Genomic DNA, 26,606 nt, shown 5'->3' with positions numbered 1-26,606 from the left:
GTTATTTAAGCGGGTGGGCGACTGGATGCGTTTTCAGCACGGTATACAGCACCAGCAGCACGCTAAACGAGAACAACAGCAAACAGCCCGCCAGCCAGTGGGCTTCGGTGTATTCCAGCGCTTCGACATGGTTATAGATTTGCACCGACACCACGCGAGTCTTGTTGGGAATATTGCCGCCGACCATCAGCACCACGCCGAATTCGCCGACGGTATGGGTAAAGCCTAGAATAGAGGCGGTCAGGAATCCGGGTTTCGCCAGCGGCACGACCACGCTAAAAAAAGTATCCCAAGGGCTGGCGCGTAAAGTTGCCGCAGCCTCCAACGGCTGCTCGCCGATACCGCTGAATGAGGCTTGCAACGGTTGCACGACAAACGGCAGCGAATACAGCACCGACGCGACCACCAATCCGGGAAAGGTAAACGGCAAGGTGCTCAACCCTAGCCAGTTGGTAAATTTACCGATGGTTCCGGCCGGACCCATCAGCACCAGCAGATAAAAGCCCAATACCGTCGGCGGCAGTACCAGCGGTAAGGATACCAGCGCATTGCAGATGGATTTCCATCGCGACGTTGTGCGTGCCAGCCACCAGGCCAGCGGCGTTCCGAACAATAGCATCAGCAACGTGGCATAACCTGCAACCTTGAATGTCAGCCACAAAGTGGCAATATCGGCGGCGTTTAACATGATTATTATTACTCAGCCAAGTCGTAACCGTATTGTCGGATAATCGCGAGCGCTTCCGGCGATTTTAGAAATTTCAATAATGCCGGTGCTGCCGGATTCTCGGCGCCGGTTTTCAGCAGTATCGCATCCTGGCGGATCGGCTTGTAAAGACTCGATGGAATTATCCAGCCTGAACCGCTAGCAATTTTGCCTACAGGATGCAGGTAAGGGGCGTGAGCAGGAGCGAAAGCTTTGCCGTTATCGATGACTTGCGACAGCGCTATAAAACCCAGTTCGGCATTGCCGGTACTGACGAACTGGTGGGTTTGTGCGATGTTTTCGCCCTGTACGAACAAAGGTTGCAGTTTGTCGAACAAACCCTGGTTTTTCAATACTTCAACCGCTGCCGCACCGTAGGGCGCCAGTTTCGGATCGGCCAGCGCTAAATGCTTGAAACCGCCTTTACTCAGAATTTGTCCCTGATCGTCGACTAAACCCGGCGTGGACGACCATAACACCAGTTTTCCCAGCGCATAGGTGAACCGGCTGTTTGCCACCGCCAATCCGGATTGTTCGAGTTTTATCGGATTTTTATCGTCGGCGGACAAAAACACTTCAAACGGCCCGCCGTTTTCCAGTTGCGAAACGAATTTACCCGAGGAGCCGAACGACAAGTCGGCGCTGTGGCCGGTGGATTTTTCAAAAGCGGCGGCGATTTCGGTCATCGGTTTGGTGAAATTGGCGGCGACGGCGACCAGCACCGTGTCGGCGCAAGTTGAAAAAGCGCTTAAAATCAGCCATGCGGCGATAAGAGAACGAAAAAAACGACTCGATAACATAATATTCTCCAAGAGTTAAAGGATGTGTTACAGCATTGAAGTGCGGGTGCGCTTAGGGGTAAGAGCTAAATAGTTTGAATCAATGCAACGGTTCAGCTTTATCCTGTTTATATGCAATCGAAACAGGTTTTGCCGTATCTAAAGTTGGTTTTTGACCCTTACCGTCGGCGTTCAAAGTTGGCTTTGAACAGTTGGAGTCAATGAAGTTGGTTGCTGCCCACTAGAGGCCGGGGCCAGTAATTCCGAAGCCTGACGGTCGGCAAGGATGCTTAACGGTCGGTTATGGCCGAGCGTATTGCCGACATACAGGTCAGCGTCCCCCTGAATCAATTCAAATTTGTTGATGTCAGCATCAGTTCTTTTATACAGGCCGTTGTAACTACGATCATCTTCAAATTCGATCGCAAAGTTAACTTTGATTCACTGGAAGTTTAATTTTTGCATTGGCAATGGCTTATAATCGCGCCTATAGAATTCACCTCGACGTTGATTTGTCGATGCGCCTAGGATTTATTAAGGCTGAAAGCCGCTTTAGTTTAATTCATTATGTATTAAGGTAAATAACGATATTATAGAGACAGACCGTTTCCATATAGAATATTAACCTCAACAAGATTCACTCCCGTTGATTTATGCCCAAAACTATCAATAACGACAACGCCGCGCCGACGCGAGCCTGCGAGGAATTGCACTTATTATATGAATTCAAGGGTTTTGGATTTTTTATTGTCCGTCAAGTGTAAACGATCAACCGGATTGATATAATGACAGTCGATTTTGTACTGCGAAGCTGGAACGCTTGGGCACCCGGAATGAGCTGTCACGAAGATTGGCGAAAGTGGCATGAGCATCAGGCCTTTGCCCAAGAGGAAAAAGCGGCCCTACCGGCTACGGTGCCCAAAATACTCCAACGCAGATTAAGTCCATTGGGTCGAGCGGTTTTTTATGCGGCGGACGCTTGTATTGACAGCGATAAGTCATTGCCCATTGTTTTCAGTTCCGCCCATGGCGAAGTGAATAAGTCATTAGAAATGCTTAAAAGTATGCAGCAAGGTGAGGACGTTTCGCCGACTGCTTTTAGTCTGTCAGTTCATAACGCCATATCGGGATTATTCTCCATTGCTTATGACTGTCATCAGGACATTACCGTGATTGCCCCCGGTCAGGATGGTATTGCACCGGCATTTATTGAAGCAATGGGACTTTTGCAGGAACACCAAGATGAGGTGCTGATGGTTTTCTATGATGAACCGCTATCGGATTTTTATCCGTCGTTACCGTTTGCGCTCAATGCGCCTGCCATTTGCGCGTTGGCTTTAAAAATTTCGTTAACCGGGAGCGGATTGCCGTTACGATTTTGCGGAACGCCTGCGCATCGAGATGATGGCGAGCAGGCCTTGCAGATACTCTCTTTTATAAGGTTTCTTGTTGCCGACGATAAAGCGTTGGTGCTGGGCAATCATAGGCATAGCTGGGAATGGCACAAAAAATAGCGGAAAAATTAGGCTATGGCTGGCGTCTTCTGGCAACAGCATTGAGTTTTTTCAGTTTTGGCGTGGGCGGTTTATTACTGTGGCTATTCGTGTTTCCGGTGTTGTCTCTGTTGCCCGGCAATCCACGGCAAAAGGTCGGTCGGGGCCAAAAAACAGTGCATTACAGTTTTTATGTCTTCATCGGCTTGATGCACCGGCTGGGGGTGATGACTTACGACATCGTGGGTCTGGACAGGCTGAATCGACCCGGACAGTTGATCATCGCCAATCATCCGACGCTGGTCGATATTGTATTTTTGATCAGCCGAATCCAACAAGCCAGTTGTATAGTCAAAGCCAAGCTATGGCATAATCCGTTCATGCGCGGTCCCATAGTCAATGCGGGATACATCAGCAATGGCGATCCTGAGCAAATGATAGTCGAGTGCGTTGCCTGGTTGCGTTCAGGCGGATCAATGATTATTTTTCCTGAAGGAACGCGATCAATGCCCGGCAAGCCGTATCATTTTCAACGGGGCGCGGCGGCCATTGCCTTGCAGGCGAATGCTACGGTGACCCCGGTGACGCTGAGTTGTTATCCCAGCACCTTAACCAAAGCCGAGCGGTGGTATCAAATTCCTGCTCGCCGCTTTCATCTGACCATGCATGTCGGCGATGATATTGCGTTGGATGAATTTGCCGCTATGAGTCCAAAATCAATAGGCGTACGTCGCTTTACCCACTATTTGCAAGATTATTTTACCCAACAGAGAGAGTTTTATAAGCACCATGGAAAATGAATTAAAACAATTAATTATCGATACGCTGGATTTGGAAGACATTAGCGTGGACGATATAGACAGTCAGGCGCCGTTGTTTAACGACGGCTTGGGACTGGATTCCATCGATGCGCTGGAATTGGGCTTGGCGATCCGCAAAAAATACGACGTAAAGATTGATGCGGATAAAGAAGACGTGGTGAAAATTTTCTCCTCGGTTTCTACCTTGGCTGAATATATTCAAGCCGCGCGTGGTTGAGATGATGATAAAAGAGCGCGAAGACATTTTAACGGCCATCAAGGAAATTATGGTCGAGCTGTTTGAAATGGACGAACAGGCCATCACTATGGAAGCAAAGCTGTACGAAGACCTGGATTTCGACAGTATCGATGCGGTGGACATGATCGTCAGACTTAAAGAAATGACCGGCAAGGCGATTAAAGCCGAAGATTTCAAAACGGTCCGCACCATTGGCGATGTGGTCGAAGCGGTTTATAAAATGCTTAATAGCTAATAGGTATTTGTTTTCTCGTTCCCAGGCGGGACGTCACTGCCATTAAGTTAAAGATTTGATATATTGTGGGCGCGAATTGATTCGCGCTTTTAACCTACCGCGCGAATCAATTCGCGCCCACAAATGGATAAAAAATGCATATCGCACCAATACGGGACGCAGCGCGTCCGGCACTGCATTCCTGCGCGGCGCGTGGGAACGAGATACACCGCTAAGATGCGCTGGTTTGTAACCGGTGCGATGGGGTTGTCAACCCTGTTATATCCGTTGGTGGTGTTTTTCGGCAGCCATTATTTTGAGCCCTGGAAAATAGCCGCCCTATTGATTGTGTTGTTGCTGGTCAGGCTGGCGGCCAGTTATTCTCTTAAACACTGGAGTACCCCGTTATTGATTGCCGGTATCGGTTATTGTCTATTTGCGATGTGGAGCAATCAATTAGGTACCTTGCTGTTTTATCCGCTTCTGGTTAATGCGTTGATGTTGCTGATTTTCGGCTGGAGCTTATATTCCCCGCCCAGCTTGATTGAGCGTGTGGCGCGTCTACAGCACCCCGATTTGCCGCCGGAAGGCGTTATTTATACCCGTCGTGTGACCCAAGTCTGGTGCGGCTTCTTTATCATTAATGGCATTTTGGCAGCGGTAACCGCTCTTTGGGCCAGCCTGGAGGTCTGGAGTTTATACAATGGCCTGATCGCTTACGTGCTGATGGGCACTTTATTTGCCGCTGAATATATTGTCAGGATGAGAACCCAGAAACATGTCAGATAAGCTATCCCATTATTTAATCACCAAAAGAGACGTTGATGCGCCTGTTGCCTATCATTCCGGGCAGTATTATTCAGCAACGCAGTTTGCTAACGCGGTCAAGTCCTGGGCCGATAAACTGCAAGCGCAACCGTTCCGGCATTACGCCTTGTACACCGAAGACGCCTATCCGTTTGCGGTACTGTTGTTTGCGTTGTTGCACGCCGGTAAACAAATTTGGATACCCGGCAATAATCGCCCCGGCACCGCTGAGCAATTAGCAGCAGACTGTCAGTTGTTGGGCGATTGGCAAAATGGAGAAAGTTTCGATGACTGCTTGGAAGCACCGGAGTGTTTCAGCGGGTCTTTATCGCCGTTAAATTTGTTGGATAAGCAGCTGGTTATTTTTACCTCCGGTTCTACCGGGCAGGCCAAACCGATAGTCAAATGCCTGAACCAGTTCCAGCTTGAAATCGCCACGCTGGAACAGCGCTGGGGCGAACAACTGGGTGAGGCGGCAGCGTTGGCAACGGTCAGCCATCAGCATATCTATGGCTTGCTGTTTCGGGTGTTATGGCCGTTGTCGGCAGGGCGATGCTTTCATAGTCAGGCTTATATCAATCCTGAAACGCTGGTTCATGCGCTGCAACGCGGGCCGGCTTACTGGGTAGCCAGTCCTGCGCATTTAAAGCGCTTGGACCACCATTCACCCTGGGGCGGCATTGCCGGGTTAAAGGCGATTTTTAGTTCCGGCGGTGCGTTACCGGAGACTGCCGCACACCAGATATTAACCGATGGCGGGCAGGCGGTGATTGAGGTTTACGGCAGTTCCGAAACAGGGGGTATCGCCTGGCGTCAGCAGGATAAAGCATGGACGTTATTTCCCGGCATGCGCTTGCGTTGTATCGGTTGGAAATGGTTGCTGCATTCGCCTTATCTGCAAACAGAAAACGATTTTCAACTGGACGATAACATCACTCTGCTGGATGATGGCCGATTTATGCTGCATGGACGCTGGGATCGCATCGTTAAAATCGAAGAAAAACGCTTGTCCTTGGTCGAGTTGGAGCAACGCTTGACGACTGCGCCGTGGATAGATGATGCTCATGCGCTGGTGATAACCAAAACCAGAGACACTGTCGCGGTTGTCGTGGTTTTAAATGCTCAGGGTTTGGAGCAGTTGAAAAGCCAGGGCAGAAACCGGTTCATCAGGCAATTGCGCCAGATACTTGAGCCATGGTTTGAGTCGGTAGTGTTGCCCAGAAAATGGCTGTTTGTCAACATCATGCCGTTATCGACTCAAGGCAAAATCGATCAGCAGCTGTTAACAAGCCTGCTGGATTTTGATAGCCGGAAATTCCCCCAAGTGCTCAATCTTGAAATAAATTCCGACGGCGTTCATTTGGGCCTTAGAGTGCCGGAAGACTTGCTTTATTTCCCCGGTCATTTTGCCGGTTACCCGATTTTGCCGGGTGTGGTGCAACTGGCTTGGGTCGAACATTTCGGCAAGCTGTTTTTCGTGATGGATCAGCCGTTTTCATGTATGGAAGTGGTTAAATTTACCCAAATCATCCAGCCGGGCGGTGAATTGACTTTGTCCCTCGACTGGAAAGCAGCGCCGGGAAAACTGTATTTTAATTTTAGCTCAGAGCTCGGTATGCATAGCTCAGGGCGCATGGTTTACGAGAGTAAGAGACTGTGAAAATATTCAACATAAGAATAAATAACCACGGAGAACACGGAGAACACGAAGTTTTCAATGTGTTGATTTACGCAGTAATTTTCTTCGTGTCCTTCGTGCTCTTCGTGGCGGATAATGCTTTCGGAGTTTCGTAGTCAATGAAAACCTGCATCATAATTCCCGTTTACAATCATGAAGCCGCCATTCCCCATGTGCTGGCCAAACTAAAAAACCTCGGCATTCCGACGATAGTGGTGAATGACGGCAGCTCGGCGCTTTGTACTCAAATTCTGGTGGATTGTATCGAACGGGAAGCGGATTGGCTCAGCTTGATCAACCGTTCGGAAAATGGCGGCAAAGGCGCCGCCGTGCTGGACGGCTTTAAGGCGGCAGTGGCTTTGGGCTTTAGCCACGCGATCCAGATCGATGCTGACGGTCAGCATGAGGTTAACGATATTCCTGTCTTTCTTGAAGCAGGAACGCAACATCCCGATGCGTTGATTTTAGGTCAGCCGCTGTTTGATGCAACTGCGCCCAAGAGCCGGGTTTACGGTCGAACTATTGCCAATTTGTGGGTATGGATAAACACCTTGTCGTTCGAGATTGCGGACAGCATGTGCGGCTTTCGCTTGTACCCGTTGGCGGCAGCGGCTACATTAACCGGCGAAACAGACGTAGCAAAAGGCATGGATTTTGACATTGATATACTGGTGCGCCTGTACTGGCAGGGCGTCGATGTTGTCAATATACCCACTTGCGTGAATTACCCTTACGACGGCGTATCGCATTTCAAGTTGTGGCGGGATAACCTGATGATCTCAATAGCCCATGCCAAACTGTTCTTCGGCATGCTGATACGCATTCCGCAATTGCTGGGCAGGCACCGGTCATGAAAAAACCGTCGCATTGGGCAGACATGGGCGAATGGGGCCTGATTTGGGGCATGCGTTTCTTGCTGCACGTTTACCTGTTGCTTGGGCGCAGGGTGTTGCAGTGGTTTTTATATCCGGTGGTCAGTTATTACTGGCTGGCGAACAAGTCCGGTAGAGCAGCCAGTCAGGCCTATCTACAGCGCGTTGCAAAGCTTTCGCCTGCATCCGATTTAAGCGGAAATCTCCGGGACAGCTATCGACATTTCATCAGCTTCGCCAACGCCATTATCGATAAATTAGCGGCCTGGTCAGGCGAGTTGTCGCTGGCAGACGTAGACTATCGGGGACGTGATGTCTTGCTGGCTCAAATCAAGACGGGGCAGGGCGCCATCCTGTTAGGTTCGCATTTGGGTAATCTTGACGTCTGTCGCATGATTGCCGATCTGGATGGTGCGCCTCGCATTAACGTGCTGGTACACACCAAACATGCGGAAAAGTTCAATCGGCTGTTAAGGCAAACCAACGCGAGCAGCGGCTTAAACCTGATTCAGGTAACCGAAATCAGCGCTGCCACGTCAATGTTGCTGAGCGATAAAATCGATAACGGCGAGCTGATTATTATTACCGCCGACCGGACGCCGGTCAGTCAAAACTCACGCGTGAGCCGGGCCGAATTTTTGGGTGCTGATGCCTGGTTTCCGCAAGGCCCGTTTATTCTGGCATCACTGCTTAAATGTCCGGTTTACACCCTGTTTTGCTTGAAACAACAGGGCAGGCAGGTGATCTCTTTTGAGTATTTCAGCAATAGCTTAACGTTCCCTAGAAAAAATCGTGAGCAAGCCATGCAGCAAACCATTCAGCGTTATGCTCAGCGATTGGAGCATTATTGCTTAATGGAACCGTTACAATGGTTTAACTTTTTCGATTTTTGGCACTTGGCTGATAAAGAAAGCGATGAACACTAAAAATACCGTGGTTTTTGATGGTCAGGCGTTGACCATTGAAGATATTTGCAAGATAGCTAACCAATACGCTCAGATTGAATTGAGTCGGCAGCCGGACTTTATCGAGCGCATCGACAAAGGCGCCCGGTTTATCGATAGCTTATTAAAGCAGGAAGGCTTTGTTTACGGCGTAACCACCGGTTACGGCGAGTCCTGCACGGTCTCCATTCCGCTGCATCTGGTCGAGCAACTGCCCAGGCAGCTGTATACTTTTCACGGCTGCGGGCTGGGCGATCATTTTAACGCTCAGCAAACACGGGCCATACTGGCGGTGCGCCTGACCAGTCTGGCAAGAGGTTTTTCGGGTGTGCGCTACAAATTATTACAGCAGCTGGCCGAGTTATTAAAGCAGGACATTCTGCCGATGATTCCGCAAGAAGGCTCGGTCGGCGCCAGCGGCGATTTAACGCCATTGTCTTATGTGGCCGCCGTTCTGGCCGGTGAGCGGGAGGTGTTTTATCAGGGACAGCGTCAAGCCACGCAAACGGTTTTTGCCGGGCTCAATATCGAAGCGCTGACCTTAAAACCCAAAGAGGGTCTGGCGATTATGAACGGCACCGCCGCTATGACCGGCATCGCCTGCCTTGCCTACCAGCGAGCCGAGTATTTATCCCAACTGAGCACGCGCATCACCAGCCTGGCTTCGGTCGCCTTAAACGGCAATGCCTACCATTTTGACGAAAAACTGTTTTCGGTTAAGCCGCACCCCGGCCAAAACCGCGTCGCCGAGAGGTTGCGCGGAGATTTACAATTGCAGCACAGTGCGCCGCGCCACGATACCCGCTTGCAGGATCGCTATTCCCTGCGTTGCGCGCCGCATATTATCGGCGTGCTGGAAGATTCGTTGCCCTGGCTTAGGCAGTTTATCGAAAATGAATTAAACAGCGCCAACGATAACCCGATTATCGATGCCGAAGGCGAACACGTTTTGCATGGCGGCCATTTTTACGGCGGCCATATTGCCTTTGCGATGGATGCTCTTAAAACCGCCGTAGCCAATCTGGCCGATTTAATGGACCGGCAAATGGCGCAGTTGATGGACCGAAAATTCAATCAGGGTTTGCCTGCCAATCTTTCCGGCGCTACCGGCGAGCAAGCGGTGTTGAGCCATGGCTTCAAGGCCTTGCAAATAGCCGTGTCCGCCTGGACCGCAGAAGCTCTTAAGCTGACCATGCCCGCCAGCGTATTTTCCCGCTCCACCGAATGCCACAATCAGGACAAAGTCAGCATGGGCACCATCGCCGCCCGAGATTGCATCCGCATTTTGGAGTTGACCGAACAAGTCGCCGTGGCGGTATTGTTCGCCGTTGTCCAGGGTGTTGAGTTGCGGGGTAATGTGGATAAGTTAAGCCCGGCTTTACAAAAGACTGTTGAGCAACTGCGCGAGCATAGCCCGTTTTTGACTGCAGATCGGGCGCTGGAGCAAGAACTGCGGCTTTGTCTGGAACTGGTACGCAAGCAGCATTGGGATTTGTATGAATAACGAGATAAAAGAGGAAGTAAAATGCTGAATCAGGATGAGACACCCAGGGATTTTCTTCGCAATATTCCGAACGACCTTCCTGTTCCAGTTGACGATGGAGCATGTAACCATCTGGAGGGGCTAATGCTTCCCACGGTAAACCTACCATCAACAAATGGAGGAACGGTAAATCCTTCGCAAGTTCCTGGATGGCTTGTAATTTACTGTTATCCGATGACCGGGCAACCGGGGCGAGCCATACCTGATGGTTGGATTCAGATACCGGGAGCTGCAGGTTGTACGCCGCAATCTTGTTCGTTTCGTGATTACTATCGCGAGTTGAAAGCATTGAATACCAACGTGTTTGGGATCAGTACGCAATCCACCGAAGAACAGCTTGAGGCGGTGGAACGCCTACATCTTCCCTTCGATTTGTTAAGTGACGCATCTTTTCAGTTTTCTCAAGGGTTGCGCTTGCCCATGTTTGAAGTGGAGGGTATGCGTCTTACCAAACGCGTGACGCTTATTGCCAAAGACGGAAATATCCAGAAGTACTTTTATCCAGTGTTTCCGCCGGATAAGAATATCGATGAAGTCTTGGCATGGTTAGTGAAAGGTGGCACTGGAGTAATATAATGGCGAGTATTTCCCCGTTATCTTCTCGTTCCCACGCGCCGCGTGGGAATGCAGTTCAGGGCGCGCTGCGCCCCGAGGATTAAATGCTATGGGCCGTAGCCGCTACCGAATTTGCCATGAACAAGCACCCCATTTTTTAACCTGCACCGTGCTGAACTGGATACCGCTATTCACTCGCCCGGAAACGGCAGGCATTGTTCTTGACGCATTACGTTACCGGCAAGAAGAGCTCGGCTGGAAAATATACGGTTACGTTATCCTGGAAAATCACTTACATATGATTGTACAAGCAGAAAATCTGGCTTTGGAATTGCCGCACTTCAAATCCTACACGGCTCGCAAACTGATCGACCACCTGAAAGAATGCCGCGCCGAGCGGTTGTTGCAACAACTGGCGTTTTTTCGCAAGGATTACAAACGGCAGGATCGGGATTATCAATGCTGGGAAGAGGGGTCGCACCCGCAGTTAATCGAAAACGAACCGGTGCTTCGACAGAAACTGGAGTATATCCATCAAAACCCGGTGAAACGAGGGTATGTCGATGACGCTACTCATTGGCGGTATTCCAGCGCCAGGGATTACGCGGGGCTTGTTGGGTTGATTCCTGTTTTTAAGGGTTGGCTGTGATTCGCGGCGCAGCGCGCCTGGACTGCGTTCCCACGCAGCGCGTGGGAACGAGATTTGTAGGAATGAGAGCGAAAAAATTATGATTCACCAAATATCAATCGACCTGCAAATCCCCTTCCATGATGTCGACATGATGGAAGTGGTCTGGCATGGGCATTACGCCAAGTATTTTGAAATTGCGCGCTGTGCGCTGCTGGAAAAAATCGATTACAACTATCCGCAAATGCGCGACTCGGGTTACGCGTGGCCGGTGATTGACTTAAGAGTCCGCTATGCGCAACCGGCGGTGTTCGGGCAGATCATTACGGTAACAGCGAAAATCGTCGAATGGGAAAACCGCCTGAAAATAAACTACCTGATCACCGATAAAAGCTCAGGCTTAAGACTGACCAAAGGCCATAGCGTTCAGGTGGCTGTAAACTTGGCAACGCGGGAAATGTGCTTTGCATCGCCTGCGGTGTTGTTTGAAAAACTCGGCTTGGAGATTGCTTGATGTTAATAAAAGCGTTGCTGCTGTATTGTTTGGCATTCGGCCAAGGCGTCGCGGGCGATGCGGTATTGTCTGAGATCTCGGCAATTGCTCCAGGCATTGCTCTACCTCCTGCATCCCTGCAGTCGACCGCACGCTTGGCAAAAACAGAAATTACTTACGGCACATTTCACCAGCAAAAACAGCTGAAGGTTTTGCGCAAGCCGCTAATATCTACGGGCACGTTTACCTACGACCCAAACAAGGGTGTCATCTGGAAGACTCTGACGCCGGTTGTTTCCTTGCTGTTGGTCAATGAATCGAAGTTGCTGACCGGGCAGGGGGAACAAGCGGTGCCGGCGGCTTTCGGCAAGGTTTTCAAGGCCATGCTGGGCGGTGACTTGGCGGCATTAAGCGACGGTTTTGTGATCACCGGAACCGATCAAAAAACGTCCTGGCAGCTGGCGTTAATCCCCAAGGATGAGATGCTGAAAAAGATCATCAGCACGATGGTGCTGTCGGGCGATACCGAGCTGCGTGATCTGGAAATACGCGAAGCAGGGGGCAATGTCACCCGCATTACTTTCGATAACATATCGCACCCGCAACAGTTGACCGATGAACAGGAAGCCGATTTTGAACGTTTATCACCCTAAGTTGACCGCAGGGCTTTGGCTGGTCGGAATGCTGGTCATCTGTATTCTCGGCAGTCAGGCTTTGACTAAAGACTGGCTGGAAACAAGTTTTTTAGCGTTATTACCAACCAGCGAACAGCAGCCGGAAATCGCCAAAGCCACCCGGCAACATAATCAACTGCTGAATCGGAAAATAGTCTGGCTGGCGGGTGCTTCGACTTCCGGGGAAGCTATCAATCATGCGCAAAAACTTAAGCGGCAACTGGAACAAAGCCAGCTGTTTAGCAAGGTGGTGCTGGAGCTTCCCCAACAGCAATATATCCAGCAATATCAGCAACTGTTCCCGTATCGCTATCAGCTGCTGGATGCGCAATCCCAAGCAATCTTGGCGACTCATCCTGAGGAGTTAATCAGGCAAAACTTGGAGATACTGAACAGCCCTATCGGGCAGATGCAGGCGGCCGATCTGGAGCGCGATCCGTCGTTGCTATTCAGCCGTTATTTCAGCGCGCAACATCCGATCAAGTTGAATCTGGAGCAGGGCATCGTGGTGTTGTCCGACCGGCATCGGTTTTGGGCGCTGTTATTGACCGATTTGCAGGATGAAAGGTTGCAGCTGGATAAGCTGGAAACCTTGGATAGACTGGTTGACAGCGCAACCGGGCAAGTCAAAGCGGCTGGCGGCGAGTTGCTGGCTTCCGGCATGCCGTTGTTTACCGCGCATGGCGCCGAGTCGGCCAAACAGGAAATTTCCACGGTCGGCATAGGTTCAAGTCTCGGCATTATCGTGTTGCTGTGGGCAACTTTCCGCAGCGTGCGGCCATTGCTGTTATCGAGCCTCGCAATCGGCAGCGGCCTGTTGGCCGCGTTGGTTATCTGCGTGCTGTTTTTCGGCAAGATACATATTCTTACCCTGGTTTTCGGAGCCAGCTTGATCGGCGTTGCCGATGACTATGCGCAACATTTTTTGTGCGACAGTTTCGGCGAGAAGGATTGGAATCCCCGGAAAGGCCTAAAGTTTATTCTGCCGGGACTGTCTTTAGGGCTCGCAAGCAATCTGTTAAGTTACGCGGGCTTGGGTTTTTCGCCGTTTCCGGGCTTGCAGGAAGTGGCGTTATTTTCCGCGATGGGTTTGCTGGTCGCCTGGTTAACGGTGGTGCTGCTGTTTCCGTTGCTGTTAACCGGGTTCACCTTCGATCATCAGCCGGGCATACTTAAACTGACAACCTATTGGGAGCAGCATTGGCCGCTCTGGGTCAACAAAAACCGGCGTTGGCTAAGTCTACTGTTGACGGTTTTTATCGCAGGCGGCTTGTGGATATTGACGCCTCAGGATGATGTGCGCTTGCTGCAATCGCCGCCGGCCGAGTTAATCCGCACAGCCGATAAAATCCGGCAGTTATTTCCGATGAGTCCCGACAACCAGTTTTTTCTGGTGTCGGGGAAGGATCAAGCCGACTGGCATCAAAATGAACAAAGACTGATCAAGCGTCTGGAGGCGTTAAAACAGCAAAAAGCGCTGGCTGCTTATGAAGGCTTGAGCGACTATTGGCCCGATGCGGATCGGCAGCAACAAAACTACCGGCTGTTAAAGCACAAACTGTACGACTCAGGCTTGCTTGAACGCTACATGACTGATCTCAGCTTTGACGAGACGACTGTGAAAACTGAACTCAAGCAGTTTGCCGCAGCCGAGCGCAACACGCTGGCCTTGCCGGAATGGCTGGCGACTGCCGATGAAACTAAGCGGCAGTTATGGCTAGGCTGTGATTCCGGTCGCTGTCAAAGCACGGTGGCATTAATCGGGATCAGCGATGCTGGCGCATTAACGGCACTACAGGGTTTGCCGGGCGTCATCTGGGTGGATCAGGTCGAGTCTTTATCATCATTGTTTGCGCGTTATCGGATCAGGGCCAGCGGTTTGTTGGCGATTGCTTTTGGTCTGGCCTTGGTGGGATTAAGTTTCAAGTTCGGTTGGCGCAATGGCGTAACCATCATGTCGGTGCCGGTTGCTGCGCTGGCGGTTTCGTTAGCCATGCTGGGCTGGTTCGACCAGTTATTCAGCCTGTTCAACCTGTTTGCATTGTTGCTGGTGTTGGGCATCGGCGTCGATTACGGACTGTTCTTTTTTATGGCGGGCGACAGGCGCGCCAGCACTTCTCTGGGGGTTACACTTTCGGCATTGACGACCTTGCTGGCGTTCGGCTTGTTAGCGGCAAGTTCTACCGAGATCGTGCATGCCTTTGGGTTTACCGTAACTGCCGGTATTGTAACGGCGCTGATGTGTGCGCCATTGATTGGGCTTAAGGAGTATAAAAATAAATATGACAAATAATAAAGGCGAAATTATCATCATCGGCGCCGGGCCTTCCGGGAGCATTGCCGGTGCATTGCTGCAAAACCAGGGCTTTGAGGTGACCATTCTGGAACGGCAGCTGTTTCCGCGCTTCAGCATCGGCGAAAGCCTGTTGCCGCAATGCATGGAATTCATCAAACAGGCCGGGATGATGGACGCGTTAGTCAACGCCGGGTTTCAGTATAAAAACGGCGCGTCTTTCGCCTACCGGGACCTGAGAACCGAGTTTTCCTTTGAAGACAAATTCAGCCCCGGCATGGGCACCACGTTTCAGGTGCAGCGCGGCCGGTTCGACAAGCTGCTTGCCGATGAAGCGGTGCGCATGGGCGTTGACATACAGTGGCAAATGGAAGTGACGGCGGCCGATTTTTCAGCCGACAGGCCGGAGCTGACGGTGCGCAACAAACTAGGTGATGTGATGACCTACCGTGCCGATTTTGTGCTGGATGCCAGCGGTTTTGGGCGCATCTTGCCCAAGTTGCTGGATTTGGAATCGCCTTCCGGTTTTCCGGTCAGGCAAGCCTTATTCGGGCATATTGAAGACCGGATCGGGGATAGCCAATTTGACAGAAACAAAATCCGGATCACGGTGCATCCCGAGCATAAAGACGTCTGGTATTGGCTGATCCCGTTCAGCAATGGCCGCAGCAGCGTGGGCGTGGTCGCGGAACCTGAATTTCTTCAAGGCTGGGACAATAACGACCAGGCCTTGAAGGACATCATTAATCAGGACCCCAGCTTGACCAGTTTGCTTGAGAACGCTGTGTTCGATGAGAAAATCAACACCATTACCGGTTATTCCGCCAATGTAAAAAGCTTGTACGGCAAAGGCTATGCGCTGCTGGGCAATGCCGGCGAGTTTTTGGACCCGGTGTTTTCATCCGGCGTCACCATTGCGATGAAATCAGCCAGCTTGGCTGCGAATGTTTTGGTCAGGCAATTTAATAATGAAACCGTGGACTGGCAGCAGGATTACGCCGAGCCCTTGCAGCGCGGCGTCGATACCTTCCGGGTGTTTGTCGATGCCTGGTATGACGGCCGCTTTCAGGACGTGATCTTTCATCCCAGACAGCAACCCGAAGTTAAAGCGATGATCAGCTCAATACTGGCCGGTTATGCCTGGGATGAAAATAATCCCTATGTCAAAAATGCCCGAGCCAGGCTGGATACGCTGGCCGAGTTATGCCGATAAGGATTTTAACGGCTATGTTTTTGCTCTGGCTGTCCGGCTGTGCGTTGATGCAGCCAAAACAAGTTGCCGTTAAATCGGAATTGATGCCGATAGCGCAGCCTTTAGGCCCGGCCAGACGGATAGTGCAGCAAATAAACGCGGTGTGGGCGGATCGGCAGGAATCCCTGTTGGCGGTTCTGGAATTGGATGCCCGGCATATCGCGATGGCCGGGCTCAGTGATTCCGGCTTGAGTCTGTTCAGCCTGACTTACGACGGCAACACCTTGGTGTCCGATAGAAGCCCGTTATTGCCGGAGTCGGTCAATCCGGAATTTATCATTACCGATCTGCAACTGGTGTATTGGCCGATTGCGATGTTGAAAAAAAATCTTCCGGCCGAATGGCGCTTGGAAGCCGGTCAGAACAAGCGCTTTTTATACGTCGGTGGTAAAAAACAAGTTGAAATTCATTATTTATCGGCCGATCCTGTTTGGCCTAAAGCGGTTGAATTGGTTAACTTTCGCTACCACTATCGTCTACAGATTAAAACCATAAGTTATGACCTTATACCTGAATGACTTAGGTTTGTTGTGCGCGCTCGGCAATAGCAAAGCTGAGATTTTAAAGCGCTTGCTGGCCGGTGATCGGTCGGGCTTGGCGACAAGTGATGAGTTTGGGACTCGCTGCATTATCGGTGCTGTTAGTTCCGATCTGCCTCAGATAGACGAGCGTTACAGCCTTTATAACTGCCGGAATAATCGTCTGCTGCTGGCCGCATTTAGCCAGATCGAACCGACGGTGACCGATATGATCGCCCGGTTCGGCGCGGATCGTATCGGCATTGTGCTGGGCACCAGCACTTCGGGGGTGCGCAATACCGAGCTGGCTTTGGCTTATTGGGCGGACCACGGCGTATTGCCGGATCAGTTTCATTACAAGCAACAGCAAATGGGCGCAGGGGCGGATTTTCTGGCCGATTTTCTGGGCGTGCAAGGCCCGGCCTACACGATTTCTACGGCCTGTTCTTCCAGCGGCAAGGCGTTTGCCTCGGCGCGGCGCTTAATCAGGCTGGATTTATGCGATGCGGTGATCGTGGGCGGGGCGGACAGTTTATGCGGTTTGACAATGAATGGCTTTGCCGCATTGGAATCGATCAGTACCGGGCTGTGCAAGCCGTTCGGTCTGCACCGTGACGGCATCAATATCGGCGAAGCGGCCAGTTTGTTTGTGTTGAGTAAAGACCCGGGGCCTGTGGTATTGCAAGGCATAGGCGCAAGCAGCGATGCCTATCATTTTGCCGCGCCGAACCCAGATGCAACCGATGTGATCAGAGCCATGCAGCTTGCGCTGGACGATGCGGGTAAAACACCGGCGCAAATCGATTATCTGAATTTGCACGGCACCGCCACGGTGTTGAACGATGCGATGGAAAGCAAAGCGGTTAATGCCTTATTCGGATCGACAGTGGCAGCCAGTTCCAGCAAGGGCATGACCGGGCATACCCTGGGTGCCGCCGCCGCATTGGAATTGGCTTTTTGTTGGCTGTTGCTGAGCAGTGACGATGAACGAGGTACGCTGATTCCCAATAGTAACGACGATGAGCGGGATCCGGTATTACCTGCGTTACATCTGGCGAAACAGGGCGAAACATTGGGGCGTAGAATCGATACCTGTCAAAGCAACTCGTTTGCGTTTGGCGGCAATAACCTGTCTATTGTTGTGGGGCGGGCATGACCGCTATTGCCGACGACTGCATGGATGCAGGAGGTACGACCCCACGGATGGGGGAGGTAGAGCAACGCAGGGAGCAGTTGCCGAGAGCACCAACAGTAGGCGCATTAGGCGGCGCAGGAGCAGTTGCCGACCTGATTCCGCATAGCGGCAATATGGTGTTGCTGGATCGCATTATCGACTATGACGACCAGGGCTTGACTGCCGAAGTTGTCGTGCGCGATGACGGTTTGTTGGGCGATGATCGAAGCATTCCGGCCTGGGTCGGTATCGAATACATGGCGCAAACTATAGCCGCCTATGCAGGAATGATGGCAAAGCAAGTCAATGAGCCGATACGCTTGGGTTTTCTGCTGGGAACTCGGCGTTATAGCAGTAATGTTGCCGCATTTAAGGTCGGCTCAATGTTAACGATACGGGTAAAAAACATCATGCAAGATGATAATTTAGGCGTTTTCGACTGCCGGATTCTAGGGGAGGGTGTGGACGTTACGGCCAATCTCAATGTCTATCAACCTCCGTTAAACAAATCAATGAGTACATTATGAATAGAACTGTTTTAGTGACCGGCTCCAGTCGAGGTATCGGTAAAGCCATTGCCTTATATCTGGCTAAGCAGGGCTTTGATTTGGTCATCCATTGTCGCAGCCAGCGTCTGCAAGCCGAGGAAGTCAAAGTCGAAATCGAGCAGCTGGGCCGGCTAGCCCGAATTTTACAGTTCGACATTGCCGATCGCGCCCAATGCAGCGAACAAATCAATCAGGATATTGAAAGCCACGGCGCTTATTACGGCGTGGTGTGTAATGCCGGTATTACGGCCGATAACGCCTTTCCTTCGCTGACCGGCGAACAGTGGGACAGCGTGATTCACAGTAATCTCGACGGCTTTTACAATGTATTGCAGCCGGTGGTGATGCCGATGGTTAGGCGCAGAAAACCCGGTCGTATCGTCACCTTATCGTCGGTTTCAGGCTTGATGGGTAATCGCGGACAGGTCAATTACAGTGCTGCAAAAGCCGGTATTATCGGCGCGACTAAGGCACTGGCTTTGGAATTGGCAAAGCGCGACATCACTGTTAACTGCGTCGCTCCGGGTCTTATCGAGACGGATATGGTCAGCGAGTTGCCTCTGGAGGACATCAAAAAAATGATTCCGGCTCGTAGAATAGGGAGCCCCAAAGAAGTTGCTGCGGTCGTGGCTTTTTTACTATCCGACGATGCCGCGTATGTTACCCGGCAGGTCATTTCCGTCAATGGTGGTTTATGTTAAAACGCGTGGTAGTGACCGGCATGGCCGGGATTTCGCCGATAGGCAATGACTGGCCACAGGTTGCCGAGCGCCTTAAAAACAAGTCTACCGGCATTCGCTTCATGCCGGACTGGGACAAGTACCAAGGCTTGAATACCCGCTTGGGTGCGCCCGCCGATTTCACCAAGCCCGAGCATTATTCACGCAAGCAGGTTCGCGGCATGGGGCGTATTGCCTTAATGGCAACGTATGCAACCGAATTGGCGCTCATCGATGCCGGATTGTTGCATGACCCCTGTCTTAAAAGCGGGCTTACAGGCATTGCCTACGGCAGTTCATCGGGCAGCCCCGACGCGATTGCCGAGTTCGGCAACATGTTGCTTAATCATGCCATCGGCGGCTTGAATGCCACCTCGTATATTCGAATGATGAGCCATACCGCCCCGGTTAATATCGGCCTGTTTTTTGGCATAAACGGCAGGATTTACACAACCTCAAGCGCTTGTACTTCGGGCAGTCAGGGTATAGGCTACGGTTATGAGGCGATAAAATTCGGTCAGCAAAAACTGATGGTGGCAGGCGGTGCAGAAGAGCTCTCGGCTATCCAGTCCGCAGTATTTGATACCTTGTTTGCGACCAGTCTTCGCAATGAGACACCGGATAAAAGTCCCAGGCCGTTTGATCGTGATCGTGATGGTCTGGTCATCGGTGAGGGCGCAGGCACCTTGATATTGGAAGAGCTGGAACATGCCTTGGCACGCGGCGCTCATATTCATGTCGAATTGGTGGGTTTTGGTACTAATTCGGACGGTGTGCATATCACTCAGCCTAACAGCGACAGCATGCAGGTTGCGATGCGCCTAGCTTTGCAAGATGCCCAATTGGAAGCATCGGCTATCGGCTACGTCAGTGCGCATGGCACGGCAACAAGCCACGGCGATGTCGCCGAAAGCCGTGCGACCGCCGCAGTATTCGGCGATAAAACGCCGATCAGTGCGCTGAAAAGTTTTACCGGCCACACTCTGGGCGCTTGCGGCGCGCTGGAGGCCTGGGTAACGGTCAATATGATGAATGAAGGCTGGTTTCATGCCACGGCCAATCTTGACAATATTGACCCCGAATGCGCGCAGTTGGACTATATTAAAGAGGATATCCGCAAGCTCGATTGCGACTATGTGATGAGTAATAATTTTGCTTTTGGGGGTATCAATACTTCATTGATTTTTAAGCGCTGGGATAGCTAATATCCCACTCAACCTGGAGAACTGTAATGATAAAAAAAATATGTTTAGCCTTGGCGTTACTGGTTTTGGTCTCAGGCTGTACCACAACGGGTACGTTTAAGGTTCCACCTGGAACTGATCTGTATGTCTACAAAAGACCGCAGCCGGTAGACATCAAGGCCGATGGCAAGGTAACCACTAAGCCGTTTTTCTGGACTGCTGCGGGTGTGCCGCCTGAATCAGGCATTCCTTATCGCTTGGAAAAAAATGGCGAAGTTGTCAAAGAAGGTAGGCTTAGAACTAAATTCCGCGTAGTTTCAATCTTCTGGCCGCCAGCGGCTCTTATTTATTGGCCTATGGGATTTAATCCAGACATCACCTACGATTTGGTGAATGATAAGCAAGAATAAAGAACCAGTAATGTCCATCAGTCAGTAATGTGGGCAGGTTTTTTGTCCCGCGCTGTTGGCTGGATAATAGTAAAGAATCGATGTTGTTTTGCAATTCAAGGTTATCCACATTTTCTGTGGATAACTCTGTGGGTAAGCTGAAAATAAATGCGCTAACTATTCACTTTTTAAGCTTTTTTGTTAAATCGATCAGATTGTAGTCAGTGTATGACTGTGTGTGATCATAATTTTAATTATCAATGACTTAGATCAAGTAATTGTGGTTTTATTGCTGCTTTTTTATAGGGCAAGAGAGGTTTTGAAGCTATGCTGCTGAAACAAACGTATATTGCACTCTCCTGTGGAAAAAGAAATTCCATGGATTTGTTGTCAAGCATTTTTTTGAAATATGCGGGACTTGATTATTCAACTAATGGATTGGATTTGTTGGCTGGTTGAAGTGAGTGTTCAGTTAAAGCGGGCGACTATTTAACAATAGAAGGCGTGAGTGGAGAGAGGCTAATAAACGTCAGTATGACGCCTAAAAATCCTGCAATTGTAAGGCTTTTGATGTGAGGGTGTTGCGATCATTGGGGGGGGGGCGACCGGGTAGACTGGTCGCCCAGATAGCTCAGCTATATTCCCGCGTCTGCTGCTAGGGCAGCTGAGTAATCAGGTGGATAGTCGGACTGGTGTCGTTAATGCTTCAATGGCGTCTGCCATTTTTGCCGGCAGTCGTATCTTCAAATTTAACTTTTAAAGGTTTTCCGCAATAGAGATTGCCATCGAGTGCGGCTATCGCGGCTCTTGCTTCGTGACCTTCCATTCCGATAAAACCGAATCCTCGGCATTTTCCGCTAAATATATCGGAAATAAGTTGAATGGAGCGGACTTTTCCGTATTCGGAAAATAAAGCCTGTACAGTTTCTTCAGTGGCTTCGCTAGGTAAGTTTCCTACAAAAATTCGTTTCAAAAGACATGTCCTAAATTAGGGGGTGAGTTGATTGACCGGGTTGACCGGTTATGCCACAACCCCGCGTGTTATTAATGCGGGGTTGTGTGTCGGAACGTAAGGCGGTTTTAAGCTGGGCTTACTTGTGATGCTTGTGGGCCTTTAGGGCCTGATTCTACGTCATACTTAACCGCTTGGCCTTCAGCCAAAGTGCGGTAACCGCCGTCGCTTGCGATTGCAGAAAAGTGTACGAACACGTCTGCGCTACCATCGCTAGGAGAAATAAAACCGAAACCTTTAGATTCGTTAAACCACTTAACAGTACCTGTTGCCATATAAATTACCTATATAAATCAATGAAAATGTTTGATTGAAAATCATGCTGGGCAAATTTAAAGAGAAAAGCGAATGGAATTTCTGAAAAGTGCTGAATAACATGAAAAACTTACAGTAGAAGCCTCACGTTTGTATGGAGTGCTGTCTACTAGGAGTTGCATTATAGAGACTAATCCTCGGCATAGCCATTGAAAGTTTATAATGTGGCGTTTTCAGCAGGGATTAAGGATGCTGATTAGTAAGCTGTTTCAGCCGGGTGTGATTAAAAAATACAGGGAATTGATGGCAATATGATGTGGCGGAGGCCTTGCCGTGTGCGCCTTTTTTGCAGTTCGGGATGATGTCGGCGCTTAACCTGGGTTCTTCTTCTGGCGCGAGGCAACGGCCTACATTAACAATGGCTATTGATGCCGACACTGGCTGAGGTTTCGTGCGAATTAGACAAAGGCATTGATCGGTAAGCCGTTAATCATGGTTTCTACGGTTGGCGTTATTGTGACGATTATTGCTGCCATTACTTCTATCGCGTTGTTGCTGACGATTCTGGTAATTACTGCCCCGGCGGGGGATGGCATTGTATTGATCATGACGATCATGACGATCATGATGTGAATAATCGGCTCTGCCATGGCCTCTTTGATAATGATCCGGTCTTTCGCCGTAGTAGTTTCTGTGCATAATGGTATATCCACTGCTATAACCTCTGGTACTAGGATAATACGAATGCTGTTGGTGCTGCTGTGGATAATGGACACAAGCTGAAAGCAACAGCGCAAAACCGATGAGCAGTGTTTTTTTAGCGATGGTATTCATACTTATAGTCCATGATGGTTGATTCGAGTTAAAGAATATCCGGCATTTAATGAATGCCGAATGAACAAAAATAATGTGATTGCCGGTAATCACGGGTACATAATTAAAAGGAACAGCATGAAACACCAAGTAGTTGATGCGCGCATCACTCCTCAAGGCCGTCTGGATGTATTGTCCATGGCCGAAGTCACTAAGCTACTAGATACCAGTCAGGGCGGCTTATACCGGTTATTTCGCAATTGCTCGCTAGCGGTATTAAACTGCGGCAGCACCATGGATGACGGCAAGGAATTGCTGGAACGCTATCCCGATTTTGCGATACGCGTCGTTCAGGAGCAGCGCGGAATCAAGTTGGACGTCAAGTCTGCCCCCGCTCATGCTTTTGTAGACGGCAAAATGATCAAAGGCATCAATGAGCATTTATTTGCGGTGCTACGCGACATTATCTACGTCAGCGACGAGATCAATAATAACCCGAGGTTTGATCTGAACAGTTCGGTCGGCATCAGTAGCGCCGTATTCCATATCTTGCGCAACGCCAATATTCTACGCCCGATGACTACGCCAAATCTAGTGGTGTGCTGGGGCGGACATTCGATCAGCCGCAAGGAATATGATTACACCAAGACCGTCGGCCACGAGATGGGCTTGCGCGGCCTGGATATTTGCACCGGTTGCGGGCCGGGTGCGATGAAAGGTCCGATGAAGGGAGCGACCATCGGCCACGCCAAACAGCGGATAAAAAACGGCCAGTATTTGGGGATAACCGAACCCGGTATTATTGCCGCCGAATCGCCTAATCCGATAGTCAATGATCTGGTGATCCTGCCGGATATTGAAAAACGTTTGGAAGCCTTTGTTCGTACCGGGCATGGTATTGTGGTGTTTCCCGGCGGTGCAGGTACGGCGGAGGAGATACTTTATCTGCTCGGTATTCTGTTACATCCCGAGAATAAAGACATGCCGTTTCCACTGATATTTTCCGGTCCTGACAGTTCAGAAGAGTATTTTAAGGAAATAGACCGGTTTATTGCGGGCACCTTGGGTAAATCGGCACAACAGCGTTACAAAATTATTATTGATAATCCCGTGTTGGTCGCTCAGGAAATGCATGCAGGCATCCAGCAGGTACGCCAATTTCGTAAAGAAAATGGCGATGCCTACTATTTTAACTGGCTGCTTAAGATCGACCATGGGTTTCAACAGCCGTTTATACCTACGCATGACAACATGAGAAATCTGGCCTTGCACAAGGATCAGGAAAATCACCAGCTCGCCGCGAACCTGCGCCGCGTTTTCTCCGGCATTGTGGCGGGTAATGTAAAAGATGAGGGTATACGCGCCATCGAACAATATGGGCATTTCGAAATTCGCGGCGATGAAGACATCATGGCGCTGATGGATTCGTTGTTGGCCTCATTTGTCGCGCAACATCGAATGAAGTTGCCGGGGAAGAAATATTTGCCTTGCTACAAGATTGTCAAATAATAAGTCGAGCAGGCTAGGCGTCGCGTACCATTAACCTGTAATAAGTACTCATGAAAGTCATCCTGACCGAAAAACCCTCAGTCGCTCGCGACATCGCCAAATGCCTGGGAATCAACAACAAACGCGACGGCTATTTTGAGGGCAGCGGCTATCAAATTACCTGGGCGTTCGGTCATCTGGTCGAACTGAAAGAACCGGATGAATACGACCCATCATGGAAACGCTGGTCGTTGGAATCCCTGCCCATCATCCCCGAACAATTCGGCTTAAAAGCCAGAGGTGATGCCTCGGCGCAAAAACAGCTCAACATCATTAGACATTTGTTCAAAGCGGCCGATGAAATTATCTGTGCGACCGATGCGGGAAGGGAAGGGGAATTGATTTTCAGGTACATCTTGTCCTGGACAGGATGCATTGAAAAACCGTTCAAACGTCTTTGGATCAGCTCCTTAACCGACGAGGCGATACGCAAAGGTTTTACTCAGTTGCAAGAAGGTCATACTTACGATGGACTTTATCGCGCCGCCAAATGCCGCAGTGAATCAGACTGGATAGTCGGCTTAAATGCCACGCGGCTGTATACGCTGAAGTTCGGTCAGCAAGGCAGTTTATGGACGATAGGCCGGGTGCAGACGCCGGTATTGGCGCTGATCGTGCAAAAAGATGCGGATATCAGCAGTTTTATACCTAAAGATTTTTGGGAATTGCATACCCTATACCGGGATGCCGACTTTCACTATGTAGGCGGGCGATTCGATCACAAAACCGATGCAGAAACGCTACTAAGCCAAATCGAGGGACGGGATTTTCAGATTACCGAGGTCAAAGGCAAGAAGGAAACGCTTAGCCCACCGTTATTATATGATTTGACCGATCTGCAAAAAGATATGAGCATACGCCACGGCCTGACCGCTGAGCAAACCCTAAGCTGCACCCAACAGTTATACGAGAAAAAACACGTCACCTATCCGCGTACCGACAGCCGGTGTTTAACCAACGACATGAAGCCGGGGATGAAACCCTTGTTGACCAAATTAAGCTCGAATTTTGGACCGCAAATCGAATTACTCAATCTCGATAAACTGACGCTGAGCAGCCGTATATTTAATGACGCCAAAGTCACCGATCACCATGCGATCATACCTACGACCCTATTGCCGGGTTCGTTGTCGGGGTATGAAGCCAAAGTCTATGAAGCGATAGTCCAGCGGTTTATTGCGGCGTTTTATCCGCCCTGCATCAAGCAAATCACTACCGTGCTAGGCGAGGTTTGTGGGGGATATATTTGTGGGGGCGACTTCAGTCGCCCAGTTAGTGAGGAACCTGTTGGTCAAAGGGCGACTGAAGTCGCCCCCACAGCCGCAGTAAAATTTAAAACCACCGGCACGATCATTGAAGCGCCAGGCTGGCAGGCCTTGTATAAAAACGATGCGTCGAGTCAGTCCGATAAGGCGCAAAAAATCCTGCCCAACTTTGTCAAGGGTGAAACCGGCCCGCAACAGCCGTCGATCAATCAGGGCAAAACTACGCCGCCAAAGCCGTATAACGAAGCGAGCTTGCTGAGTATGATGGAGTCGGCCGGTAAAACCTGCGACGACGAACAGCTCAAAGAAGCGTTAAAAGAAAAAGGCTTAGGCACCCCGGCAACCCGAGCCTCGATTATTGAGGTGTTAATCAAGCGTAACTATATCCAGCGGCAAAAAAAGACGCTGTTAAGCACCGATTCCGGCCGGCATCTTATCTCCATCATCGCTGACGACAGGTTAAAGTCAGCGTCCATGACCGGCGAATGGGAAGCCAAACTCAAAAAAATAGAACACAACGATTACGATCCCGATCAGTTCATGGCCGAAATCATTCAATTTACCCAGAAAATAAAAGACGAGTCGGACCGGCCGCTTTACGATCAAAGCCGTTTGGGCGACTGTCCGTTGTGCCAAAAACCCATCATCGAAGGCAGGAAAGGCTACGGTTGCAGCGACTGGAAAGCCGGTTGCCGGTTTGTGCTATGGAAAGAGATGTATGGCGTACCGGTGACATGGGACATGGCTTGCCAATTGTTGCAAAACAGCCGTACTTTGCACGGTTACGCGATCAAGCTCGACGATGAGGTGTTTAATGCCCAATTGACGCTCAATAAACAGGGCGAAACAGGGTACGTCAAAGCCGAATCCGGGCATCGGTCTGCGGTAATAGCAGCCCTTGCCGATTGCCCGCTCTGTAACGGCAAGATCATTGAAACCGCAAAAGCCTACGGCTGTAGCGAATGGCGTAGCGGCTGCAAAATGACGATCTGGAAAATTGTGGCTCATAAAAAAATCACCGCAGCGATGGCGAAAAAATTACTCAGCAAGGGGGAAACGGGGATCTTAAAAGGCTTTAAATCTGTTAAAGGCACCGAGTTCGAAGCCAATCTGAAACTGGTTGAGGGGAAAGTTGAAATGGATTTTGCGGGGCGTTAGTCATGTGCATCAAGTAAGTTGGCAATCTCTCTG

Annotated in this window: 28 protein-coding genes; 23 read left to right on the top strand and 5 right to left on the bottom strand. The window is 50.3% G+C overall.

Translation table 11 applies throughout. From position 1 onward, the window contains the following. Position 1 precedes the first annotated feature (1 nt). Both modB and modA read right to left on the bottom strand, forming a co-directional pair. Positions 2 to 688 carry a molybdate ABC transporter permease subunit gene (modB, locus tag ABXJ76_RS11025; protein WP_432740532.1) on the bottom strand — a complete coding sequence of 229 codons (687 nt, stop codon included), beginning with the start codon at positions 686 to 688 and terminating at the stop codon, positions 2 to 4. Positions 689 to 696: 8 nt separating this feature from the next. Then, entirely contained in the window at positions 697 to 1,506 is an 810-nt protein-coding gene (gene modA / locus ABXJ76_RS11020) for a molybdate ABC transporter substrate-binding protein (RefSeq protein ID WP_432740531.1), read from the bottom strand. 764 nt (positions 1,507 to 2,270) lie between these two features. Here modA and ABXJ76_RS11015 point away from each other — a divergent pair. The 21 genes from ABXJ76_RS11015 (at position 2,271) to ABXJ76_RS10915 (ending at position 20,543) form a co-directional block, all read left to right on the top strand. Continuing rightward, entirely contained in the window at positions 2,271 to 2,999 is a 729-nt protein-coding gene (locus ABXJ76_RS11015) for a beta-ketoacyl synthase chain length factor (RefSeq protein ID WP_432740530.1), read from the top strand. Then, positions 2,984 to 3,778, top strand: a complete 795-nt coding sequence (locus ABXJ76_RS11010; RefSeq protein WP_432740529.1) for a lysophospholipid acyltransferase family protein — start codon at positions 2,984 to 2,986, stop codon at positions 3,776 to 3,778. Before ABXJ76_RS11015 ends, ABXJ76_RS11010 begins: the two co-directional genes overlap by 16 nt. Further along, on the top strand, positions 3,768 to 4,016 hold the full coding sequence (locus ABXJ76_RS11005) for a phosphopantetheine-binding protein (protein WP_432740528.1): 249 nt from the start codon (positions 3,768 to 3,770) through the stop codon (positions 4,014 to 4,016). The genes ABXJ76_RS11010 and ABXJ76_RS11005 overlap by 11 nt, the downstream gene beginning before the upstream one ends. 7 nt (positions 4,017 to 4,023) lie before the next feature. Further along, complete coding sequence (locus ABXJ76_RS11000) at positions 4,024 to 4,272, top strand: acyl carrier protein (protein WP_432746501.1); 249 nt, start codon at positions 4,024 to 4,026, stop codon at positions 4,270 to 4,272. Between the two features lie 123 nt (positions 4,273 to 4,395). Then, on the top strand, positions 4,396 to 5,040 hold the full coding sequence (locus ABXJ76_RS10995; RefSeq protein WP_432740527.1) for a hypothetical protein: 645 nt from the start codon (positions 4,396 to 4,398) through the stop codon (positions 5,038 to 5,040). Next, positions 5,030 to 6,718, top strand: a complete 1,689-nt coding sequence (locus tag ABXJ76_RS10990; protein ID WP_432740526.1) for an AMP-binding protein — start codon at positions 5,030 to 5,032, stop codon at positions 6,716 to 6,718. Before ABXJ76_RS10995 ends, ABXJ76_RS10990 begins: the two co-directional genes overlap by 11 nt. 137 nt (positions 6,719 to 6,855) lie before the next feature. Beyond that, a complete protein-coding gene (locus ABXJ76_RS10985; protein WP_432740525.1) occupies positions 6,856 to 7,590 on the top strand; it encodes a glycosyltransferase family 2 protein in 735 nt (244 codons plus the stop codon). Beyond that, complete coding sequence (locus tag ABXJ76_RS10980; protein ID WP_432740524.1) at positions 7,587 to 8,534, top strand: hypothetical protein; 948 nt, start codon at positions 7,587 to 7,589, stop codon at positions 8,532 to 8,534. Before ABXJ76_RS10985 ends, ABXJ76_RS10980 begins: the two co-directional genes overlap by 4 nt. After that, the gene (locus ABXJ76_RS10975; RefSeq protein WP_432740523.1) at positions 8,524 to 10,056 is read left to right on the top strand and encodes an HAL/PAL/TAL family ammonia-lyase; all 1,533 of its coding nucleotides are present in this window, start codon (positions 8,524 to 8,526) and stop codon (positions 10,054 to 10,056) included. Before ABXJ76_RS10980 ends, ABXJ76_RS10975 begins: the two co-directional genes overlap by 11 nt. A gap of 21 nt (positions 10,057 to 10,077) precedes the next feature. After that, on the top strand, positions 10,078 to 10,671 hold the full coding sequence (locus tag ABXJ76_RS10970; protein WP_432740522.1) for a peroxiredoxin: 594 nt from the start codon (positions 10,078 to 10,080) through the stop codon (positions 10,669 to 10,671). An 88-nt stretch (positions 10,672 to 10,759) separates the two neighbouring features. Further along, the gene (locus ABXJ76_RS10965) at positions 10,760 to 11,299 is read left to right on the top strand and encodes an REP-associated tyrosine transposase (RefSeq protein ID WP_432740521.1); all 540 of its coding nucleotides are present in this window, start codon (positions 10,760 to 10,762) and stop codon (positions 11,297 to 11,299) included. Between the two features lie 79 nt (positions 11,300 to 11,378). Next, a complete protein-coding gene (locus tag ABXJ76_RS10960) occupies positions 11,379 to 11,792 on the top strand; it encodes an acyl-CoA thioesterase (RefSeq protein ID WP_432740520.1) in 414 nt (137 codons plus the stop codon). Beyond that, positions 11,792 to 12,424 carry an outer membrane lipoprotein carrier protein LolA gene (locus ABXJ76_RS10955; RefSeq protein ID WP_432740519.1) on the top strand — a complete coding sequence of 211 codons (633 nt, stop codon included), beginning with the start codon at positions 11,792 to 11,794 and terminating at the stop codon, positions 12,422 to 12,424. The genes ABXJ76_RS10960 and ABXJ76_RS10955 overlap by 1 nt, the downstream gene beginning before the upstream one ends. Beyond that, positions 12,405 to 14,738: an MMPL family transporter gene (locus ABXJ76_RS10950; protein WP_432740518.1), complete on the top strand. Its 2,334-nt coding sequence runs from the start codon at positions 12,405 to 12,407 to the stop codon at positions 14,736 to 14,738. The genes ABXJ76_RS10955 and ABXJ76_RS10950 overlap by 20 nt, the downstream gene beginning before the upstream one ends. Further along, on the top strand, positions 14,728 to 15,951 hold the full coding sequence (locus tag ABXJ76_RS10945) for an NAD(P)/FAD-dependent oxidoreductase (protein ID WP_432740517.1): 1,224 nt from the start codon (positions 14,728 to 14,730) through the stop codon (positions 15,949 to 15,951). Before ABXJ76_RS10950 ends, ABXJ76_RS10945 begins: the two co-directional genes overlap by 11 nt. Further along, on the top strand, positions 15,942 to 16,508 hold the full coding sequence (locus ABXJ76_RS10940; protein ID WP_432740516.1) for a DUF3261 domain-containing protein: 567 nt from the start codon (positions 15,942 to 15,944) through the stop codon (positions 16,506 to 16,508). The genes ABXJ76_RS10945 and ABXJ76_RS10940 overlap by 10 nt, the downstream gene beginning before the upstream one ends. Next, the gene (locus ABXJ76_RS10935) at positions 16,489 to 17,664 is read left to right on the top strand and encodes a beta-ketoacyl-ACP synthase (protein WP_432740515.1); all 1,176 of its coding nucleotides are present in this window, start codon (positions 16,489 to 16,491) and stop codon (positions 17,662 to 17,664) included. Before ABXJ76_RS10940 ends, ABXJ76_RS10935 begins: the two co-directional genes overlap by 20 nt. Then, positions 17,661 to 18,209: a 3-hydroxylacyl-ACP dehydratase gene (locus ABXJ76_RS10930; protein WP_432740514.1), complete on the top strand. Its 549-nt coding sequence runs from the start codon at positions 17,661 to 17,663 to the stop codon at positions 18,207 to 18,209. Before ABXJ76_RS10935 ends, ABXJ76_RS10930 begins: the two co-directional genes overlap by 4 nt. Continuing rightward, positions 18,206 to 18,931, top strand: a complete 726-nt coding sequence (gene fabG / locus ABXJ76_RS10925) for a 3-oxoacyl-ACP reductase FabG (protein ID WP_432740513.1) — start codon at positions 18,206 to 18,208, stop codon at positions 18,929 to 18,931. Before ABXJ76_RS10930 ends, fabG begins: the two co-directional genes overlap by 4 nt. Next, positions 18,925 to 20,154: a beta-ketoacyl-ACP synthase gene (locus tag ABXJ76_RS10920; RefSeq protein WP_432740512.1), complete on the top strand. Its 1,230-nt coding sequence runs from the start codon at positions 18,925 to 18,927 to the stop codon at positions 20,152 to 20,154. Before fabG ends, ABXJ76_RS10920 begins: the two co-directional genes overlap by 7 nt. Before the next feature lie 26 nt (positions 20,155 to 20,180). Beyond that, positions 20,181 to 20,543, top strand: a complete 363-nt coding sequence (locus tag ABXJ76_RS10915; RefSeq protein WP_432740511.1) for a hypothetical protein — start codon at positions 20,181 to 20,183, stop codon at positions 20,541 to 20,543. A 685-nt stretch (positions 20,544 to 21,228) separates the two neighbouring features. On the opposite strand, the gene ABXJ76_RS10910 is transcribed toward ABXJ76_RS10915, so the two are convergent. The 3 genes from ABXJ76_RS10910 to ABXJ76_RS10900 form a co-directional block, all read right to left on the bottom strand. Beyond that, positions 21,229 to 21,495, bottom strand: a complete 267-nt coding sequence (locus tag ABXJ76_RS10910; RefSeq protein ID WP_340122253.1) for an RNA recognition motif domain-containing protein — start codon at positions 21,493 to 21,495, stop codon at positions 21,229 to 21,231. A gap of 107 nt (positions 21,496 to 21,602) precedes the next feature. Further along, complete coding sequence (locus ABXJ76_RS10905) at positions 21,603 to 21,809, bottom strand: cold-shock protein (protein ID WP_432740510.1); 207 nt, start codon at positions 21,807 to 21,809, stop codon at positions 21,603 to 21,605. Positions 21,810 to 22,247: 438 nt separating this feature from the next. Next, the gene (locus ABXJ76_RS10900; protein ID WP_432740509.1) at positions 22,248 to 22,502 is read right to left on the bottom strand and encodes a hypothetical protein; all 255 of its coding nucleotides are present in this window, start codon (positions 22,500 to 22,502) and stop codon (positions 22,248 to 22,250) included. Positions 22,503 to 22,740: 238 nt separating this feature from the next. On the opposite strand from ABXJ76_RS10900, the gene ppnN reads away from it, so the two are divergent. Both ppnN and ABXJ76_RS10890 read left to right on the top strand, forming a co-directional pair. After that, on the top strand, positions 22,741 to 24,111 hold the full coding sequence (gene ppnN, locus ABXJ76_RS10895) for a nucleotide 5'-monophosphate nucleosidase PpnN (protein WP_432740508.1): 1,371 nt from the start codon (positions 22,741 to 22,743) through the stop codon (positions 24,109 to 24,111). Between the two features lie 50 nt (positions 24,112 to 24,161). Continuing rightward, complete coding sequence (locus ABXJ76_RS10890; protein ID WP_432740507.1) at positions 24,162 to 26,573, top strand: DNA topoisomerase; 2,412 nt, start codon at positions 24,162 to 24,164, stop codon at positions 26,571 to 26,573. The last annotated feature ends 33 nt before the right edge of the window (positions 26,574 to 26,606 follow it).

The sequence above is a fragment of the Methylobacter arcticus genome, assembly GCF_050917435.1.
Lineage (GTDB): Bacteria > Pseudomonadota > Gammaproteobacteria > Methylococcales > Methylomonadaceae > Methylobacter_A > Methylobacter_A titanis.
This window is presented reverse-complemented; position numbering and strand designations above follow the sequence as displayed.

What these genes read in the sequence shown, in the direction of transcription:
- modB (WP_432740532.1), bottom strand. Translation starts at nt 688, where the DNA reads ATGTTAAACGCCGCCGATATTGCCACTTTGTGGCTGACATTCAAGGTT.
- modA (WP_432740531.1), bottom strand. Translation starts at nt 1,506, where the DNA reads ATGTTATCGAGTCGTTTTTTTCGTTCTCTTATCGCCGCATGGCTGATT.
- ABXJ76_RS11015 (WP_432740530.1), top strand. Translation starts at nt 2,271, where the DNA reads ATGACAGTCGATTTTGTACTGCGAAGCTGGAACGCTTGGGCACCCGGA.
- ABXJ76_RS11010 (WP_432740529.1), top strand. Translation starts at nt 2,984, where the DNA reads ATGGCACAAAAAATAGCGGAAAAATTAGGCTATGGCTGGCGTCTTCTG.
- ABXJ76_RS11005 (WP_432740528.1), top strand. Translation starts at nt 3,768, where the DNA reads ATGGAAAATGAATTAAAACAATTAATTATCGATACGCTGGATTTGGAA.
- ABXJ76_RS10995 (WP_432740527.1), top strand. Translation starts at nt 4,396, where the DNA reads ATGGATAAAAAATGCATATCGCACCAATACGGGACGCAGCGCGTCCGG.
- ABXJ76_RS10990 (WP_432740526.1), top strand. Translation starts at nt 5,030, where the DNA reads ATGTCAGATAAGCTATCCCATTATTTAATCACCAAAAGAGACGTTGAT.
- ABXJ76_RS10985 (WP_432740525.1), top strand. Translation starts at nt 6,856, where the DNA reads ATGAAAACCTGCATCATAATTCCCGTTTACAATCATGAAGCCGCCATT.
- ABXJ76_RS10980 (WP_432740524.1), top strand. Translation starts at nt 7,587, where the DNA reads ATGAAAAAACCGTCGCATTGGGCAGACATGGGCGAATGGGGCCTGATT.
- ABXJ76_RS10975 (WP_432740523.1), top strand. Translation starts at nt 8,524, where the DNA reads ATGAACACTAAAAATACCGTGGTTTTTGATGGTCAGGCGTTGACCATT.
- ABXJ76_RS10970 (WP_432740522.1), top strand. Translation starts at nt 10,078, where the DNA reads ATGCTGAATCAGGATGAGACACCCAGGGATTTTCTTCGCAATATTCCG.
- ABXJ76_RS10965 (WP_432740521.1), top strand. Translation starts at nt 10,760, where the DNA reads ATGGGCCGTAGCCGCTACCGAATTTGCCATGAACAAGCACCCCATTTT.
- ABXJ76_RS10960 (WP_432740520.1), top strand. Translation starts at nt 11,379, where the DNA reads ATGATTCACCAAATATCAATCGACCTGCAAATCCCCTTCCATGATGTC.
- ABXJ76_RS10955 (WP_432740519.1), top strand. Translation starts at nt 11,792, where the DNA reads ATGTTAATAAAAGCGTTGCTGCTGTATTGTTTGGCATTCGGCCAAGGC.
- ABXJ76_RS10945 (WP_432740517.1), top strand. Translation starts at nt 14,728, where the DNA reads ATGACAAATAATAAAGGCGAAATTATCATCATCGGCGCCGGGCCTTCC.
- ABXJ76_RS10940 (WP_432740516.1), top strand. Translation starts at nt 15,942, where the DNA reads ATGCCGATAAGGATTTTAACGGCTATGTTTTTGCTCTGGCTGTCCGGC.
- ABXJ76_RS10935 (WP_432740515.1), top strand. Translation starts at nt 16,489, where the DNA reads ATGACCTTATACCTGAATGACTTAGGTTTGTTGTGCGCGCTCGGCAAT.
- ABXJ76_RS10930 (WP_432740514.1), top strand. Translation starts at nt 17,661, where the DNA reads ATGACCGCTATTGCCGACGACTGCATGGATGCAGGAGGTACGACCCCA.
- fabG (WP_432740513.1), top strand. Translation starts at nt 18,206, where the DNA reads ATGAATAGAACTGTTTTAGTGACCGGCTCCAGTCGAGGTATCGGTAAA.
- ABXJ76_RS10920 (WP_432740512.1), top strand. Translation starts at nt 18,925, where the DNA reads ATGTTAAAACGCGTGGTAGTGACCGGCATGGCCGGGATTTCGCCGATA.
- ABXJ76_RS10915 (WP_432740511.1), top strand. Translation starts at nt 20,181, where the DNA reads ATGATAAAAAAAATATGTTTAGCCTTGGCGTTACTGGTTTTGGTCTCA.
- ABXJ76_RS10905 (WP_432740510.1), bottom strand. Translation starts at nt 21,809, where the DNA reads ATGGCAACAGGTACTGTTAAGTGGTTTAACGAATCTAAAGGTTTCGGT.
- ppnN (WP_432740508.1), top strand. Translation starts at nt 22,741, where the DNA reads ATGAAACACCAAGTAGTTGATGCGCGCATCACTCCTCAAGGCCGTCTG.
- ABXJ76_RS10890 (WP_432740507.1), top strand. Translation starts at nt 24,162, where the DNA reads ATGAAAGTCATCCTGACCGAAAAACCCTCAGTCGCTCGCGACATCGCC.